This is a genomic window from Pseudomonas sp. KH_040, assembly GCF_057839305.1.
Genome location: NZ_CM174487.1, coordinates 4,702,464 through 4,717,536, shown reverse-complemented (window position 1 = coordinate 4,717,536; position 15,073 = coordinate 4,702,464). Strand labels below are relative to the sequence as shown.

Annotated in this window: 18 protein-coding genes; 7 read left to right on the top strand and 11 right to left on the bottom strand. The window is 59.2% G+C overall.

Annotation, left to right across the window (positions count from 1 at the left end; all coding sequences use genetic code 11):
- Positions 1-232 precede the first annotated feature (232 nt).
- The 5 genes from AC3IUF_RS20925 to AC3IUF_RS20905 all read right to left on the bottom strand — a co-directional run bounded on the left by AC3IUF_RS20925 (position 233) and on the right by AC3IUF_RS20905 (position 3,964).
- On the bottom strand, positions 233-1,561 hold the full coding sequence (locus tag AC3IUF_RS20925; protein WP_007908641.1) for a deoxyguanosinetriphosphate triphosphohydrolase: 1,329 nt from the start codon (positions 1,559-1,561) through the stop codon (positions 233-235).
- A gap of 76 nt (positions 1,562-1,637) precedes the next feature.
- Positions 1,638-2,801, bottom strand: a complete 1,164-nt coding sequence (locus AC3IUF_RS20920) for an EAL domain-containing protein (RefSeq protein WP_489279198.1) — start codon at positions 2,799-2,801, stop codon at positions 1,638-1,640.
- 124 nt (positions 2,802-2,925) lie between these two features.
- The gene (locus AC3IUF_RS20915) at positions 2,926-3,264 is read right to left on the bottom strand and encodes a hypothetical protein (protein WP_007908651.1); all 339 of its coding nucleotides are present in this window, start codon (positions 3,262-3,264) and stop codon (positions 2,926-2,928) included.
- The gene (locus AC3IUF_RS20910) at positions 3,261-3,647 is read right to left on the bottom strand and encodes a phage holin family protein (RefSeq protein ID WP_489279196.1); all 387 of its coding nucleotides are present in this window, start codon (positions 3,645-3,647) and stop codon (positions 3,261-3,263) included. The genes AC3IUF_RS20915 and AC3IUF_RS20910 overlap by 4 nt, the downstream gene beginning before the upstream one ends.
- A 2-nt stretch (positions 3,648-3,649) precedes the next feature.
- Positions 3,650-3,964 carry an ElaB/YgaM/YqjD family protein gene (locus AC3IUF_RS20905; RefSeq protein ID WP_007908653.1) on the bottom strand — a complete coding sequence of 105 codons (315 nt, stop codon included), beginning with the start codon at positions 3,962-3,964 and terminating at the stop codon, positions 3,650-3,652.
- 304 nt (positions 3,965-4,268) lie between these two features.
- Between AC3IUF_RS20905 and AC3IUF_RS20900 the strand changes: the two genes are divergently transcribed.
- Positions 4,269-5,477, top strand: a complete 1,209-nt coding sequence (locus tag AC3IUF_RS20900) for an ammonium transporter (RefSeq protein WP_007908654.1) — start codon at positions 4,269-4,271, stop codon at positions 5,475-5,477.
- Here the strand turns inward: AC3IUF_RS20900 and AC3IUF_RS20895 are convergent.
- Positions 5,474-7,186 carry a cation:proton antiporter gene (locus tag AC3IUF_RS20895; protein ID WP_489279195.1) on the bottom strand — a complete coding sequence of 571 codons (1,713 nt, stop codon included), beginning with the start codon at positions 7,184-7,186 and terminating at the stop codon, positions 5,474-5,476. The genes AC3IUF_RS20900 and AC3IUF_RS20895 overlap by 4 nt on opposite strands.
- A 208-nt stretch (positions 7,187-7,394) precedes the next feature.
- Here AC3IUF_RS20895 and AC3IUF_RS20890 point away from each other — a divergent pair, with 208 nt between their 5' ends.
- From AC3IUF_RS20890 to AC3IUF_RS20880, 3 genes are all read left to right on the top strand, one after another.
- Positions 7,395-7,631, top strand: coding sequence for a glutaredoxin family protein (locus tag AC3IUF_RS20890; protein ID WP_007908657.1), 237 nt, complete (start codon positions 7,395-7,397; stop codon positions 7,629-7,631).
- 112 nt (positions 7,632-7,743) lie between these two features.
- Complete coding sequence (locus tag AC3IUF_RS20885; RefSeq protein WP_007908658.1) at positions 7,744-8,061, top strand: transcriptional regulator; 318 nt, start codon at positions 7,744-7,746, stop codon at positions 8,059-8,061.
- Between the two features lie 70 nt (positions 8,062-8,131).
- Positions 8,132-9,022: a pseudouridine synthase gene (locus tag AC3IUF_RS20880; protein WP_414916815.1), complete on the top strand. Its 891-nt coding sequence runs from the start codon at positions 8,132-8,134 to the stop codon at positions 9,020-9,022.
- Between the two features lie 78 nt (positions 9,023-9,100).
- Here the strand turns inward: AC3IUF_RS20880 and AC3IUF_RS20875 are convergent, their stop codons facing one another.
- Both AC3IUF_RS20875 and mobA read right to left on the bottom strand, forming a co-directional pair.
- Positions 9,101-9,322, bottom strand: a complete 222-nt coding sequence (locus AC3IUF_RS20875; protein WP_007908660.1) for a YgdI/YgdR family lipoprotein — start codon at positions 9,320-9,322, stop codon at positions 9,101-9,103.
- A 78-nt stretch (positions 9,323-9,400) separates the two neighbouring features.
- Complete coding sequence (mobA, locus tag AC3IUF_RS20870) at positions 9,401-10,003, bottom strand: molybdenum cofactor guanylyltransferase MobA (protein ID WP_007908662.1); 603 nt, start codon at positions 10,001-10,003, stop codon at positions 9,401-9,403.
- Between the two features lie 81 nt (positions 10,004-10,084).
- Here mobA and moaB point away from each other — a divergent pair, with 81 nt between their 5' ends.
- Together moaB and AC3IUF_RS20860 are read left to right on the top strand one after the other, a co-directional pair.
- Positions 10,085-10,624: a molybdenum cofactor biosynthesis protein B gene (gene moaB / locus AC3IUF_RS20865; RefSeq protein WP_007908664.1), complete on the top strand. Its 540-nt coding sequence runs from the start codon at positions 10,085-10,087 to the stop codon at positions 10,622-10,624.
- Positions 10,608-11,834 (top strand): molybdopterin molybdotransferase MoeA, encoded by a 1,227-nt coding sequence (locus tag AC3IUF_RS20860; RefSeq protein WP_489279194.1) that lies wholly within the window; start codon positions 10,608-10,610, stop codon positions 11,832-11,834. The genes moaB and AC3IUF_RS20860 overlap by 17 nt, the downstream gene beginning before the upstream one ends.
- Before the next feature lie 58 nt (positions 11,835-11,892).
- Here the strand turns inward: AC3IUF_RS20860 and AC3IUF_RS20855 are convergent, their stop codons facing one another.
- On the bottom strand, positions 11,893-12,201 hold the full coding sequence (locus tag AC3IUF_RS20855; protein WP_176472330.1) for a hypothetical protein: 309 nt from the start codon (positions 12,199-12,201) through the stop codon (positions 11,893-11,895).
- Positions 12,202-12,514: 313 nt separating this feature from the next.
- On the opposite strand from AC3IUF_RS20855, the gene yegS reads away from it, so the two are divergent.
- Positions 12,515-13,432: a lipid kinase YegS gene (gene yegS, locus AC3IUF_RS20850; protein ID WP_007908672.1), complete on the top strand. Its 918-nt coding sequence runs from the start codon at positions 12,515-12,517 to the stop codon at positions 13,430-13,432.
- On the opposite strand, the gene AC3IUF_RS20845 is transcribed toward yegS, so the two are convergent.
- Complete coding sequence (locus AC3IUF_RS20845) at positions 13,416-14,075, bottom strand: response regulator (RefSeq protein ID WP_007949957.1); 660 nt, start codon at positions 14,073-14,075, stop codon at positions 13,416-13,418. The genes yegS and AC3IUF_RS20845 overlap by 17 nt on opposite strands.
- Positions 14,072-14,965, bottom strand: a complete 894-nt coding sequence (locus tag AC3IUF_RS20840) for a sensor histidine kinase (protein WP_007908674.1) — start codon at positions 14,963-14,965, stop codon at positions 14,072-14,074. Before AC3IUF_RS20840 ends, AC3IUF_RS20845 begins: the two co-directional genes overlap by 4 nt.
- Positions 14,966-15,073: the final 108 nt, after the last annotated feature.

Sequence of the window (15,073 nt, the reverse complement as noted above, 5' to 3'; positions counted from 1 at the left end):
AAACTAGGTTTGACGTAAGGAGGAGCAGAATTTGAAGAGGCTTATAGTTTGACTTGAATGATTTGCAAGTACTGGCTGTAAATGGCTTTTTATAGATATTTAAACTTGCTGAATCGCCGCGTGGTCATTGTGGATCTTCAGCCCTGTCAGTGACGCGTTAAAAGTTCTCGGGTTGACATTGGGAGGGCTGCATGCGGGTAGCCAAAACCATGGGCGCCCGCACGCGATGGGGTCAGTGGCTGGAGCGGCCGGTCATTTCCAGCGCCATGTCGCTGGCGTAGCTGTCGGTCATGCCGGCAATGAAATCGATCATGCGCAGAAACGACGTGTGTAACGAACCCTGAGGATCCGGTGCGTTACTGCCCAGCAGATCAAGAATGCGCCGGCTTTTGAATGACGGCGTACGACCGTTGTGTTGTTCCAGCGCGGCGCCGCAGAACGAATTGAGCAGGATCTCCAGCGTCGTATACGCGCCGATTTCATGCAGGGTTTTGCGCTTGTCCTGAAAGATTTTCTTGCGGGCGATGTCCTTGGCGTTCAGGACGCAACGCTTGGCCGGGCCGTGCATGTGCTCGACCAGATCGCCGTGCAGCGTGCCGGCGAGGAGTGCGTCCTGTTGCTCGACAAAGGCCCGCGCCGCAGCGTTGGTCAAATGCTCGATGGCCTTGCCGCGCAGAATCGCCAGTTTGCGTCGTCGCGAATCCTGCGGGCCGAGCTGACGATAGGTTTCCGGCAGATCGTCGCCCACTAGCCCGAGCAGCAGGGATTCGACTTCGGCGTATTCCAGCAGCTCCATTTCGAGGCCGTCTTCGAGATCGATCAGCGCGTAGCAGATGTCGTCGGCGGCCTCCATCAGGTACACCAACGGGTGACGCGCCCAACGCTGGTCTTCGATTTGCGGCAGGCCCAGTTTGTGGGCGATCTGCTCAAGCAGCGGCAGCTCACTTTGATAGCAGCCGAATTTGTGTTTCTTGTAGCCCAGGGAGTCGGCGTGGCGCGCGGTCCACGGGTATTTCAGGTAAGTGCCGAGGGTGGCGTAGGTCAGCCGTGTACCGCCGTCGAACTGGTGGTACTCCAGCTGAGTCAGTACGCGAAAGCCTTGGGCGTTACCTTCGAAGTTGAGAAAGTCAGCGCGTTCGGCTTCGCTCATGCCGTCGAGCCAGCCACGCCCGGCGGCCTGCTGGAACCAGTGACGAATAGCATCTTCACCGGAATGGCCGAACGGCGGATTGCCGATGTCGTGGGCCAGACACGCCGACTGCACGACCATGCCGAGGTCGGCCGGGTCGCACCATTCGGGCAAGGCACTGCGCAGGGTTTCGCCCACTCGCATGCCCAGTGAACGGCCGACGCAACTGACTTCCAGCGAATGGGTCAGGCGCGTGTGAATGTGATCGTTGCTGGTGACCGGGTGCACCTGGGTCTTGCGTCCGAGGCGGCGGAAGGCACCGGAGAAAATGATGCGGTCATGGTCTTTGTGGAAAGGGCTGCGGCCAAGTTCTTGCGGGCTGTGCAGCGGCTTGCCTAGGCGTTCGCGGTTGAGCAGGGTTTGCCAATCCAAGGCTGATTCTCTCCGTCAGGTGACTGGGGGCGTTGGCCCCTAGCTTCCCGGTTCGCGCACGCCCCTGCAAGCGTAACTACAACCCAGCCGCGTCGATGTCGATCAACAGCAAACGCTCACCGTTGTCAAAAAACTGCCCGGCCGTCAGGCAATACTGATTGCTGGTGGCATCGCGGTAGGTATTGGAGAGCGTCAAACGCCGCTCCTCCCAGCCTTCGGCGAGCAAATGATAGAAATACGGGCGCCACGACCAGTTGTGCCCCAGATAACGATTGTCGGCGAACCAGCCATGCTGCCGCCATTCGAGGTTGGGCGTCAGTTGCGTGCCGTGGCGATCGCATTGATAAAACCGCAGCAGCCAAGGAAAGGCGTCCAGTTGTGGCAACGCGCTCAAGGGGGCATGCGCCTGAGCCCAGGCTTGCAGGATCGACATCAGTTCGCCGAGTTGCTGGCGCATTTGCATCAGCCGCCCGCGCTCCGCGAGTTTCTGCCGGACATAGCGCTGGCGCAGTTCGGCGAAGTGCTGCACAAACGCGTCGGTGGGAAAGAACGCCTCCTGCGCCCGCGCGAACAGGAATCCCTGTACATAGCGCGATCCGCATTCCAGGGCGAAATTCAACTGCGCTTCGGTCTCGACGCCTTCGGCGATGATCCAGCAGCCGGTCTTCTCGGCCATCTGCGCGAGAGCCTTGACCACATCACTGCTCGGACCACCCAGTGCAGCGGCCTGGAACAGACGCATATCGAGTTTGAGAATGTCCGGTTGCAGCGCCAGCACCCGATCAAGTTGCGAGTAGCCGGCGCCGAAGTCGTCGATGGCGATTCTCGCGCCCGCCTCGCGATAACGCGTGACGACTTCGGCCAGGCGTTGACCGTTGCCGCCCAGTTCGGTGATCTCGAAGACGATGCGTTGCGGATCGATACCGTAGCGCGCCAATTGTTTGAGGCTGGGCAGAGCCTGATCGGCGCGCAGACGACTGATCCAGCGCGGCGACATGTTCAGGCTGAGAAACCAGTCTGCCGGCGCTTCATGCAAGCGGCTCAAGGCGTTGTCGCGGATCTGCCGGTCGAGGCGACGCAGGGCAATCGCGGGTGTGCGCGGGTCCGCAAACAGTGGCCCGACCGAAGCCAGTTGACCGTCGGCCTGGCGCAGGCGGCCCAATGCTTCGACGCCTGCAATGCGTCCCGTGGCGGTATCGATGAAAGGTTGAAAGCAGGCGAGCGGTTGCCCGTCGATCACGGGGCCTCCTTAGTCGTTCTTGTTCTGGTTGAACCCCGTCGACCGGATAGGCGTACGGAATTGAACCTCCGGATAAAGAGGTTCATCCCGCCGGTATTGCAAGAATGTAGCCAGATGTATCTGTTCAGCGTTTGGCCGAACTCTGCATGACCAGTTTGATCAGCGGCCCGAGGCTGGTGCCGAGCCGGATCAGCCGGCTCAAGCCACCGGCGCCGCCGCTTTTCGCGCCTTTGCCAGTGATAAAGCCCAATAGCGTAACGGCAGCCACGCCCCACAATGGCGCGTGTTTGATGCCGAAACCACCTTGCAGGTTTTGCGTCATGCCGCGCATGCGATGCAGCGGTTGCAGGACTTGCCCGGCTTCATGACGAATTTCCTGGCGATGCATTTCCATGCGCAGGCGGATCAACGCCTTGCGCATTTCCCGACGCGAGCTGTTGTGTGGCAGTTCAGGCAGGCTCATGGCAGCAGGCGCTCCCGGTCGTTGGCCAGCTCTTCGAGCGTGCCGTGGAAAGGCGAGGATTCATCGAAAATCGCCGCCTTGAGACGCAGTGCGCAGAAGATCGACGCCAGGGTATAGAAAACGCACAGGCCAATGATCGCGGCCAGACGATAAGTGTCCCAGAACACGATCATCACCAGTGTCGATAAGCCCACCAGCAACAACAGGGCAAAGACCAAAGCCAGACCTGCGAACAGCAACAGGCTGACGGTTCGTGATTTCTGCTCCTGCAATTCGATGCCGAATAATTCGACATGGCTGTGCAGCAGACCCAGAACGGCGGCGCCCAGGCGTAGCGTGGAAGAGGCGGTGCCCGCAGTCGGGCCGGATTCACCGATCGACATAATCAGCGCCGGGTAGCCAGCAGGCCGATCAGAAAGCCGACACCGGCAGCGATGCCAACGGACTGCCAAGGGTTGGCCGACACGTAATCTTCAGTGGCGGTCACTGCAGCCTGACCGCGATCTCGCAGGGTTTCTTCGGTCAGTTTCAGGGTTTCGCGGGCGCGCAGCAGGCTGTCGTGAATCTGCTCGCGCAGCTCATCGGCCTGATCGCCGGCCAGGGTGGCGGTGTGCTCGAGCAAGCGTTCGGTGTCGGCGACCAAAGTCTGGAAGTCGTTCATGAGGATTTCTTGAGCAGTCTTTGCCTTGATGCTGGCCATGGTGGATCTCCGTAAGTGACGTCTGAAGCGTTCGAGTATGAGCCTTGCGCGAAGGTTCAGTACAAATGACTGGTACAACTTTTGCTGTGTCGTGGTGCGTTGCCCGGCGGTCGTGCGCGGTTGCCGGGCATGCGCCATGAGAAACCTTATCCCAAACAAGCCCGGTTCGTGTCAGGACATCGACCTCGTGCGCCAAAGCAGTTCGCCGGACCGTAGGCTCCGTGCCTGCGCGGTCGCAACTTGGTGCATGAAATGTGCGCATGAACCGCTTTGGTGCCTTTTTCGCCTTTAGGTCTGCCTGCTTATGGAAAATCTGCAAAGCGCTGTGGACACCCTGGTTCACAGCTCCAATACCTTGTTCATTCTGATCGGTGCGGTAATGGTGCTGGCAATGCATGCCGGTTTCGCCTTTCTCGAAGTTGGTACAGTCCGGCAGAAAAACCAGGTCAATGCGTTGTCGAAGATTCTCAGCGACTTCGCCGTCTCGACCCTGGCCTATTTCTTTATAGGCTATTGGATCTCCTACGGCGTGACGTTTATGCAACCGGCGGCGGTGCTGAGTGCCGATCACGGTTACGGACTGGTGAAGTTTTTCTTCCTGCTGACTTTTGCTGCCGCGATCCCGGCGATTATTTCCGGTGGCATCGCAGAACGCGCGCGTTTCGTGCCGCAGTTGTGCGCCACGGCGCTGATCGTCGCGTTCATCTATCCGTTTTTCGAAGGCATGATCTGGAACGGCAACTACGGTCTGCAAGCTTGGCTGACGGCGCAGTTCGGTGCCGCTTTTCATGACTTCGCCGGTTCCGTCGTGGTGCATGCCATGGGCGGTTGGCTGGCGCTGGCGGCGGTGCTGTTGCTGGGGCCGCGTAATGGCCGTTACCGCGACGGGCGTCTGGTGGCGTTCGCACCGTCGAGCATTCCTTTCCTGGCCCTGGGTTCGTGGATTCTGATTGTCGGCTGGTTCGGCTTCAACGTGATGAGTGCGCAAACACTGCAAGGCGTCAGCGGTCTGGTGGCGGTCAATTCGTTGATGGCGATGGTCGGCGGCACGATGGCGGCGCTGCTCGTCGGGCGCAATGACCCGGGCTTCCTGCACAACGGCCCATTGGCCGGGCTGGTGGCGATCTGTGCCGGGTCCGACTTGATGCATCCGGTCGGTGCGCTGGTGACCGGCGCGATTGCCGGTGCGCTGTTTGTCTGGTGCTTTACCGCTGCGCAGGTTAAATGGCGCATCGATGACGTATTGGGTGTTTGGCCACTGCACGGCCTGTGCGGTGTTTGGGGCGGGATCGCCTGCGGGATTTTCGGCCAGGCCGCGCTCGGTGGTATCGGCGGCGTCAGTCTGATCAGCCAGTTGATCGGCACCGCACTCGGTGTCGCGGTGGCGCTGATCGGTGGCTTTGTCGTGTACGGCGTGATCAAGGCGCTGCACGGGCTGCGCCTGAGTCAGGAACAAGAGTATTACGGCGCTGACCTGTCGCTGCACAAGATCGGCGCGGTGAGCCAGGACTAAGTCTCGGGATCATCGGTACCGGGGTAAAAACCATGGAGCAGGCGATAACGGTCGATGCGCACCTGATCGACCTTTTCCTGCACCTGATGCGCCGGCAGACCGAGCATGATCAAGGCGTGAGAGGCGAGCATCAGGCTTGACTCCAACAGCTCCGGCACCACTTCGGTGGCGCCGGCGGCTTTCAATTCGGCCCATTGGCTGTCGTCGCGGGTGCGTACCAGGATCGGCACATGTGCATTGAGTCGGCGCGCTTCCTTGAGGATGTGCAGGGCAATGTCGCTCTGATCCACGGCAACCACCAGCAGTTTTGCGCGCAGCAGGCCAACGGCGGTCAGCAGATCGCCGCGTGATGAGTCGCCATAATGCACGTCACTTTCTCCGCTGGCGGCTTCCTGTACGCGAACCGGATCACTGTCCAGTGCGATGTAAGGCTGCTTGGCATTGCGCAGGAAACGCCCGATGGATTGACCGACGCGGCCGTAGCCACAAATCACCACGTGCTGATTGAGGTCGGCGTTGAGTGCGCTGATTTCCTCGATCTGTGCTTCCTGATTGGGCTTGCGGTGGAGTGCTGTAGCGATGCGGGGCGCCGCGCGCAATAGCAGTGGCGTCAGCAGCATCGAACAGAACGTCGCGGCGAGCAGAAGATTGCCCAGCGCCTCGGGCATCATGCTGTGTTGCTGCATTTGCGCCATCAGTGCAAAGCAGAACTCGCCCCCCTGCGCCAATGCCAGGCCGCTACGCCACGCCGTTTCGCTGTCGCTGCCGCGCCACTTCACCAACAAGGCGACGACGATGCCCTTGATCACCATCAAGCCGACGGTGAGCCCGAGGATCAGCAGGCTGTGACTGACGAACAGTTGCAGGTCGATGAGCATGCCGATGCTGACGAAAAACACCCCGAGCAGGATGTCGCGAAACGGTCGGATGTCGGCCTCGATCTGATGCCGATAGTGGCTTTCACCGAGCAACATGCCGGCCAGAAATGCACCGAGGGCAGGGGACAGGCCCAGCAAGTGAGTCAGCCACGCGGTCAGCAGCACAATCACCAGCGCCAACAGCACGAACAACTCAGCCGAGCGTGACGCGGCCACTTCATGAAACAGCCTCGGCAGTAACCAGCGACTGGCCAGCAGCAGACCGACAAACAGCACCACGGTTTTCGCCAGTGTCAGCGGCAGCGCCCAGTACCAGGCTTGGGCGCTGCTCCCGGCAAACACTGGCACCAACGTCAGCAGCAATACTGCGAAAACGTCCTGAAACAGCAAAACGCCAACGGCATTCTGCCCGTGACTGCTGAACACCTCGCCGAGGCTGCCCAGTTCTTTGGTCACAATTGCCGTCGATGACAGCGAAAGCCCGGCGCCGAGCAGCAGCGCCGGCGTCGTCGGCATGCCCAGTAGCATCAGCAACAAACCGAGCAGTGCGGTGCTGATCAGTACCTGCTGACTGCCGAGGCGGAATACCACCTGACGCAAGGCGATCATCTTCGACAGGGAAAATTCCAGGCCGAGTGAAAACAGCAGAAACACCACCCCCAGTTCGGCTACGTCAGGCAGGTGTTCGCTTTCGTTGACCCAGTCGAAGGCACTCGGCCCGACCAGCAATCCCACGCACAGATAACCCAGAACCGGCGGCAACCGCAGGCGCCGAAACAGCGCAATCACCACGAGGGACGAGGCGAGGATGATCAACAAATTGGCAAACACTGGACACTCCGATGTCAGATTCAGGCTTTTCAAGCGTAGAGGCAAAAAGACCGGGAGGATCGCGCAAATGGTTTTTCTGTGGACTGATTTGCGTCAGGGTTTTGCCTGTGAACCTTTGTCGGAGGACTGGAGCCTTTGGGCGGCGGTGGCTCGACGGGTTTTCAGCTGCGGCCTAGAATAGGCCCACTCATTTTCTGGTTGAGCGCTCATGCTTCCTGAATGTCAGCTGTTCGGCACCCTTGGATGCCATTTGTGTGAAGTTGCCGAGGCCGAGTTGATGCCTTTCGTTGAGCACGGCCTGCTGGTTGAACTGGTCGATATCGCTGAAGACGAATCTTGGTTTGAGGCTTATAGCCTGCGGATTCCGGTGTTGCGTCGTGTCGACACCGGGGCAGAACTGGGCTGGCCCTTCAGCGCTGATCAAGTTGTGGCGTTTCTGCGTTAATTCGTATTTTCTCATTCATCCCGCCGGTCGCCGCTGCCATCCATTCCTTGGCATTTTACGGATTGTTCGGTTACTGTATGTTCATACAGTAAATGCTTCAGAGGGATGAACCGTGGTCAATGTCGAACAGTTGAAAAACAGCGTGAACCGGATGTCGGTTGACGTGGTGCGCGAGGCCGTTCTCGAATTGCGCCTGGACGGGCTGGTCACGGAAGGCAAGACGCCCTTCAACAAGCTGCATTTCAACACTTGCTTTGCCGAAATCGAGGCCTTGTTTCAGCGTGCCGGTTATCACAAACAACTGGATGTGGTCGGTTATCAAGGGTTGCTTTACGCCTTGTATGACCCGGGCCGCTGGGAGGCTGTCGATGTCCTGCGCTGGCTCAAGGAGTTCACAGACGCCGCAGCGCTCAAGTCGATCCCGGCCTGAGCAATCTGCGCTAGGCTCGTTTCCCTCCGTGCTGGATAATGCCGCCCTGTATTGAGGGTTTGATTTCCGTATGTCCACATCTACATTCTCTGCTGCGCAGAATCAGGCGAGCACGCTCTATCTGCCGCCGGGTCCCTGGCTGACCGTACTCGATTGTCTGTGTGAGCATTTTCGTGCGATTGATCGCGAGCAATGGCTGGACCGCATCGCTCGGGGGCGAGTTCTGGATGGTGATGGTCAGCCGATCTCGGTGGATTTGCCTTACAAGGAAGGCTTGCGAATTCATTATTTTCGCGAAGTGCCGGACGAAAAGCCGATCCCGGTGGTCGAGTCGATCCTGTATGCCGACGAACATCTGGTGGTGGCTGACAAACCGCATTTCCTGCCAGTCACACCCGCCGGCGAGTACGTTGAGCAGACCTTGTTGCGCAGGCTGATTCGTCGCCTGGACAATCCCCATCTGGTGCCTTTGCACCGCATCGACCGGCATACGGCGGGACTGGTTATTTTCTCGGCCAACCCGCAAACCCGTTCGGCTTATCAATCGCTCTTCCCGACGCGGCAGATCGACAAACGCTATGAAGCCATCGCCCCGGCGCTGCCAGATCTGAGGTTCCCTTTGGTGCACAAGAGCCGTCTGGTGGATGGCGAGCCGTTTTTCCGCATGCAGGAAGGCGCAGGGGCCAGCAACACCGAAACGGCGGTGGAGGTTCGGGAAAAGCATGGCGATCTGTGGCGCTATGGATTGTTTCCGGTGACCGGCAAGAAACATCAACTGCGTGTGCACATGACTGCGCTGGGGGCGAGCATCTGCAACGATCCGTTTTACCCGCAGGTGTTGAAAGACGTCGAGGATGACTACGCCAATCCGCTGAAGCTGCTGGCGCAGGGTCTGCGGTTTATCGACCCGGTGACCGGTGAAGAGCGCGAATTCGAGAGCCGGATTACGCTGCAATGGTGAGGCCCAAGCCACCTTTCGAACGCCCATGAAAAAGCCCGCATTAATGCGGGCTTTTCTGTATCCGGTGTCGACCAGAGCTTACAGCTCTTTAACGGTGCGAACCTGATCCTTGTTGATGCGGGTTTCTTTGCCGTCCAGCTGTTTGAACTCGTAGAAGCCCGAATCGTCATCGTATTTCGGGGTGTCGACGGCCTGGATTTCGCGACCGTCATTCAAGGTGATCACTGTAGGCGACGAGCAACCGGCGAGGGTGGCAAGGCCCAGTGCGAGCATGAAAGTGGCGAGGGTCCGTTGAGTCATGGGTGTGTCTCCGAATGGGAATTCTTTTGGTTACTGAGCTTGAGACGTATACAAGGCGTGAGAGTTCCTTGAATGGTGTCAGTCTGACACAGTGTTGTGGGAATTTAACAGTTCGGGGGTGTTCAGGTTGGCCAGTCGCGGGTCGTTGTCCGGGCATTGCAGGGCAGTAGCGCCGAGCATGCGCATAACCCGGCCGGGGCTGCGCTCACCGGCGTTCCAGGCCTCTTCGAAGGCGGGTCGAAGGGCTGCCGGAATCACACACAGCAAGGGTTCCCAGTGCTCGTCATGGCGCAACATTAAAGGTTTTTCAGGATTCTGATTGGCCGTCTCGCGCATGCTTTGCAGTAACGCTGCGTCAATGCGCGGGACGTCACAGGGCAAGACCAGCAGGTGCGAATGGCGCGCAGCTTTCAGACCCGCACGAATGCCGGCCAATGGCCCCGGAAAATCGCCTTCGTCATCGACCACCAATTGATCAGCGAATGGCGCGTAACGCTCGCGATTACGGTTGCAGGAGATGATCAGGTCATCAGTCAGCCCACGGACCTTGCGCTGCAAATGTGCAATCAACGGCTCGCCCTGCCATTCGACCAAACCTTTGTCCTGGCCGCCCATGCGTTGGCCGCGTCCACCTGCCAGGAGCAGAATGGAGCAGGGGGGCAGTTGCGTGTCGAGGGTCATGGCAGCTCTCCAGAGGGGCGGCGAAAAAATGAGGCGCTGTGATATAACACCGGGCTGTTTCTCCTACAACTGGACGAGCCTATGAAAGCCAAGGCTGATGTACCTTTCGTGCCGCTCAATATTGCGGTGCTGACTGTCAGTGACACTCGAACACTGGAAACCGACACCTCAGGTCAGGTCTTCGTCGACCGTTTGACGGCGGCAGGCCATTTTCTGGCGCAGCGGGTGTTGCTCAAAGATGACCTCTACAAAATTCGTGCGCAAGTCGCCACCTGGATTGCCGACGATGTCGTACAGGTCGTGCTGATCACCGGCGGGACCGGATTCACTGGCCGCGACAGTACTCCTGAAGCAGTTGCCTGCCTGCTCGACAAACAGGTCGACGGGTTTGGTGAGTTGTTCCGGCAGATTTCGGTAGCCGATATCGGTACCTCCACGGTGCAGTCCCGTGCGCTGGCCGGTCTGGCCAATGGCACGCTGGTTTGCTGCTTGCCGGGTTCGACCAACGCCGTACGCACCGGTTGGGATGGCATCCTGGGCGAGCAGTTGGACGCGCGTCACCGTCCGTGCAATTTCGTGACTCACTTGAAGCAGGCGGCGCCTTGTGAATCCCGTGGGTAAGCCGGGCAAGACCGGGGCATTGATGCCGGTTGAGTTGGCGCTGGCGCGTTTGCTCGAGATGGCCGAAGCCTCGCCAATTGCAGAGCATGAAGAATTGCCGTTGGCTCAGGTTCAGGGACGTGTGCTGAGCGAAGATCTTATTTCGACGCTGGATCTGCCGCCTTGGCCTAACAGTGCCATGGACGGATATGCGTTGAACCTGGCGGACTGGACTGGCGAACCCATGCCGGTCAGTCAGAAAGTGTTCGCCGGGCAATCCCCGGAGCCTTTGAAGCCGGGCACCTGTGCACGGATTTTCACCGGCGCTCCACTGCCCGCGGGCGCTGACTGCGTGGAAATGCAGGAAAACGCTGAGGTTCAAGCTGATGAAACGGTGCGCTTCCTCGAGCCGATGAAGACCGGGCAGAACATCCGTCCACAAGGCCAGGAAACCACCGTCGGTGAGCTGATCCTGCCTGCCGGAACCCGCTTGGGTCCGATAGAGCAGGGACTGGCTGCGTCGTTGGGGTGTGCCGGGTTGAAGGTCGTGCGCAAGGTTCGCGTTGCGGTGATCTCCACGGGTGATGAATTGGTCGAGCCGGGCCAGGCATTGGGGCCGGGTCAGATTTACAACAGCAATCGGGTGTTGCTATGCAGTTGGCTGCAACGTCTGGGCTGTGAGGTGATCGATGCCGGTATTCTTCCGGATAATCTGGCCACTACCCGTGCCCGTCTGGGGGAGTTGCAGGATGTTGATCTGATCCTTTCCACGGGGGGCGTGTCGGTAGGTGAGGCGGATTTTCTGGGTGTCGCCTTGCGAGAAGAGGGCGAGCTTGCCCTTTGGAAGCTGGCGATCAAACCTGGAAAACCGCTGACATTTGGCCATTTCCGCAATGTACCGGTCATTGGTTTGCCAGGAAATCCGGCATCGACGCTGGTGACCTTTGCGCTACTCACTCGGCCATATCTGTTGCGCCGGCAGGGCGTGCAGGACGTCGAGCCGCTGAAGTTCAGCGTGCCAGCGGGTTTTGACTGGCCGGTGGCAGGCAATCGGCGTGAGTACCTTAGAGGCCGTCTGGAGCAAGGGCGGGCCACTGTTTATCGCAACCAGAGCTCAGGCGTACTGCGTAGCGCCGCATGGGCAGATGGATTGGTCGAAGTGCTGGAGGGCCGCACACTGAGCGCCGGCGATGAAGTGGTCTTCATTCCGCTGAGTGATCTGCTGGACTGACCGCTGTCTCGCAAATGCAGGCGTCGGCTGTCGTCGGCGCCTGCAATGACTCATTCATTTAATTGCTGATCAGTGTCACAAGCTGGTCGAATCGGCTATTGGCCACCCAACCCAGCAGACCCAGCACTACCGCTGTCGCACCCGCCGAGTAGGCAAGCCGATGTTTGATTGTTCTGACATCACTGCGGACTTCGTCCATGTCCCGCCGAAGGTACTTGAGATGGGTTTCCAGCTCGGTTACACGAGGTTCCATATCAATTTCTCCAGTGGTTCTGGCGCTGTTTTTGAATTCTGACTTTTGATTCGAGCGACTTTCGACGAGAGGGCCAACCGGGCTCAATGGCACTCTGGCTTCATGACTGGGCATGGAAGCATCCACCGATCGTTTCAACTGTTCGCTTGCAAACTTTTTCAGCTATCGAGCTGGCAAGAGCCTTGGGGGGGTATCCACTCATTACATGCACATCCTTGTGTGTTGGATTGAAGATTGCTACCGCCGGCACACGGTGACCCAATGTCGAAGCCGGGTCAATTAAGCCGATTCCGCATGTTTTGTAAGAAAAAATACCGCTGTGTAGGACGTTGAGGCCAGAAGGCCGAATTAATTACAGGTCTGACGGCTTTTTTGCGGGCGGCAGTGGTCAAGATGTCTCGAACCGATTCGATTAGGGAGTGATGTGATGAGTGAACGCCGGGCACTGTTGATTTTGCATGGCAAGCAGGCACTCAACGAGGCGGTACGCACCGCCGTCGAGGACAAGCGCAAGCAAGGCTGGGAGCTGGCCGTGCGCCTGACGTGGGAGGCAGGGGATGCTCAGCGTTGGGTGGAGCAAGCCTTGGCGGACGGCTACACAAAGATTATCGCCGGCGGTGGAGATGGCACGTTGCGCGACATCGCCGAAGCGCTCGCGGCGCACCCGGGCAAAGCCAGCCTCGTTCTTTTACCCTTGGGCACCGCTAACGACTTTTCCCGCGCCGCCGGTGTGCCATTGGAGCCTGCCGAAGCGCTTGAGCTGCTTGATGTGCCGCCGCGCGACATCGATCTGGGCGAGGTGGGCGGGCAGATTTTCCTCAATATGGCCACGGGTGGTTTCGGCAGTCAGGTCACGGCCAATACTTCCGAGGACCTGAAAAAAGTACTCGGTGGTGCAGCCTATCTGTTCACCGGTTTGTCACGATTCAGCGAGCTGCATGCTGCTTATGGTGAACTTCAGGGGCCGGACTTTCACTGGAGTGGCGAAATGCTCGCGCTGGGTATCGGCAATGGCCGTCAGGCCGGTGGCGGGCACGTATTGTGCCCGGAAGCGCTGGCCGATGACGGTTTGCTGGATATCAGCATCCTGCCGGCGCCACAGGAGCTGGTGGGCACGTTGAAGACGCTGCTCAGCGATGGTTTCGGCATCGATAACATGTTTGTCCGAGCCCGTTTGCCATGGGTCGAAATCAAAGTGGCCGAGGGGCTCTGCATCAATCTGGATGGCGAACCACTGGAAGGTGAGAGCTTGCGATTTGAGGCGCGTCCGGCAGCGTTGCGCGTGCACTTGCCGGAGCATTCTCCATTGTTGGGCGGCGCCCGCTCGGTCAGTCGTCCAGGCTGATGATCTGTTCGCGCACGGCGAACAGTACCAGGCCCGCTACGTCGTAGATTTGCAGACGCTTCATGATCTGTGAGCGGTGGGTCTCGACTGTCTTGATGCTCAGCCCCAGGCCATTGGCGATTTCCCGAGTGGATTTCCCCCGCACGATCAAACGCAGGATTTCCAGCTGGCGCGCGGTCAGATTGTGCGAGTCGGCGGCCTCCGGCTGCTGCTTCTGATTACGGGTCAGGGCCTGATTGATCACGGTGTGTGCGATGGCGGGGCTCAGGTAGCGCTCGTTGTTGCGCAAGGCTTCCAGTGCATGTTCGAGCTCGGTAGCGGTCGTGTCCTTCAGCAGATAGCCGTGGGCGCCGGACTCGAGCGCCTGCATGATCAGCGCCGGATCGGTGTGCATCGACAAGATCAGCACCTTGCTCTGCGGACGCACCCGCTTGAGCCGTTGCAGGGCTTCCAGGCCACCGGTTTCTTTCATGGAGATATCCAGCAACACGATATCCGGACTCAGTTGCTCGACCATTTCGAGCAACTGCGAACCGTCATTGGCCTCGCCAATCACCGCGTAACCGGGAATATCCAGCACCAGAGCGCGCACGCCGGCCCTGATCAGCGAGTGGTCATCCACCAGAAGTAAGTTGCAAGTCAACGCATAACCTTATTCGTACTGGCCCGCTCGAGTGCGCGAGGCGCCCAGGGGAAGAGTGCTTCGATTTGAGTGCCTTTACCCGGTTCGCTGATGACGTTCAGGGTGCCACCCAGTTGCTCGATTCGTTCGGCCATCCCGGCCATGCCTCGTTGTCCTTCTCGACCAGGATTGGCCGACGGGGCGAATCCCATACCGTCATCGCTGATCAGCAGCGTCAGCCCTTTAGGCAGACGTTGCACGCGTATCACCAGGTTTTTTGCCTGGGCGTGACGCAGGATATTGGTAACAGCCTCCTGGGTGATGCGAAAGGCGGCGACCGCCATTTCTTCCGGAATACCGTTGAGGCGCTGCTGGCAATCGAGGCTCCAGTGCACGCTGGTGTTGGTCAATGTCTTGAGCAGATGTGCACGCAGACTGGCTTCAAGCCCCAGGCTGGTCAACTGCCGTGGATTGAGAATGGCCGAAACGTCGCGCACTTTGTCGAGGGTTTCTTCCAGGGTGGCGCACAGCACCGTGCATTGCTCCTGCAAGTCATCCGGCAGGCGTCGCTTGAGCCACTCGCTCTGCAGTTTGGCGGCCGTCAGCAATTGGCCGATATCGTCGTGCAATTCGCGGCTGAGGCGATGGCGCTCGTTTTCCTGGACTTCCAGCAAGCGGTCGGCGAGCTCCTGAGGCTGAAATTTGATCGATTTGCGTGACAGTCGATATTGCACCCAGACACATGCGGTAGCGGCGATGTCGAGCAGTAGCAGCCCGAGGCTAAGGGGTGTCGAAAGACCATAGGTCAGCAGGCTGCCGAGGGTGGCCGCGACACACAGTATGAGCGTGAACCGGCGTGCATTTTCCCGGGAAGGTGGCCATGTAGTGATTGACTTGAGACTGGCGTACATAACGGATGGAGCCAATGGATGTTCGCTGCGGGCAGACCGGCCTGAGGCTGGCGGGTCTCTGTCTGAAAATGCTGTCAATTATGTTATTGGTTTCAACGCGGTCCAGTG